Source organism: Acinetobacter harbinensis (assembly GCF_000816495.1).
Classification (GTDB): domain Bacteria; phylum Pseudomonadota; class Gammaproteobacteria; order Pseudomonadales; family Moraxellaceae; genus Acinetobacter; species Acinetobacter harbinensis.
In genome coordinates, this window is record NZ_JXBK01000003.1 from 12146 (window position 1) to 13454 (window position 1309).

At 31.1% G+C, this 1309-nt stretch carries 1 protein-coding gene; it reads right to left on the reverse strand.

Annotated features, from left to right (window positions below; translation table 11 throughout):
• Nucleotides 1–74 precede the first annotated feature (74 nt).
• Nucleotides 75–689 (reverse strand): AAA family ATPase, encoded by a 615-nt coding sequence (locus SE27_RS13005; RefSeq protein ID WP_039624297.1) that lies wholly within the window; start codon nt 687–689, stop codon nt 75–77.
• Nucleotides 690–1309: the final 620 nt, after the last annotated feature.

Sequence of the window (1309 nt, forward strand, 5' to 3'; positions counted from 1 at the left end):
CGCTTCGGGATTTTCTAAAATTTCCTCTAAATCATCACCAAAACCTAAAGATGGTTTGCTCTTATTTTTAATCATTATAAGATCTCCACCAGAAAATCATTAAATTCATCTCTAGCTTTGGAGCTACCCATTTCCATTACAGATAAGCCTTGAATTGTTGCATCACGAAATTGTTTACGATCACGAATAATGGTATTTAATAACTTGAATTTAGGAAGCGTTCCCAATAGCTCGATTGAATCTGCAACTTCAGTAGATCTTGTATTCGATGGCGCTTTATTAACAACTAGATAGGGTTGAAGCTTTTCATTGACCTTATGGTAGGTATTAAATAATTTTAATACAAATGGAAGAACCTCAACATCTGCTTGGCTTGGTTGTGTTGGAACAATCAACTTATCACTAACTTGAAGAGCAGACCTAAACTCCTCACTATCACGTCCTGCAATATCAAGAATAATATAGTCATATTTTTTTTGAAGATCTAAAAGGATCTTCTTTAAATCACCAGTATGGTATTCAGTATAAATAGGGTTTTCAGTTCTACGCTTAGACCATTTTAGAGCTGACTGTTGATCATCAGCATCAACCAAGACTAGAGAGCCCTTCTTGCTTAAAGCCACAGCAAGGTTTGTAGCTAATGTAGTCTTACCCACTCCACCTTTACGATTGGCAATAGTAATTATCATTTTTTTATACCCTGATAGATGTAACAATAGCTCTATTTTAATAAACTAATTATCAGTCTACAACTATAATTTTATTTAGTTTGTAACAGCTTAAACCTATCATATAACGCATTGAATTAGAAGATTTTTTTGAGCTTGGAAGCTTAAGATATAGAGATTAATATCTTTTTATATAATTGATTTTAATATTAATTTACAATCACTGCAAAATTTTCAGTGTATATAAGGACCTAAGTTCGGTTTTACCTAGATTAAAATTATATGATAGTTGCTACATAGCTATATTTCTAATTATTGCAATTAAATCATACAGGTTTCATCGAAGAAAATTTGGTCGGTTAAATATTAGCTGCACCGTCCTATGAGGGCTCTTCTGCAACTAGGTATTATTGTAAATTTAATCCTCCTCTATATTATAGCTTTGAAAATCAAATTTTAAAAAAGCATTCTATAGGAATCTTAACAAGGTTATGTTTGACTGAACTAGATTTTCAATCTCTTGGCCACTTTATAAAATAGCTGTATTATTAGAGTTATTTTTTAATGCGCAAGTTTATATTTTGTAATTTTAATTACAACATTCTAATTATTCTAAAAGCAGGCTTTGCATTTAATCTCGT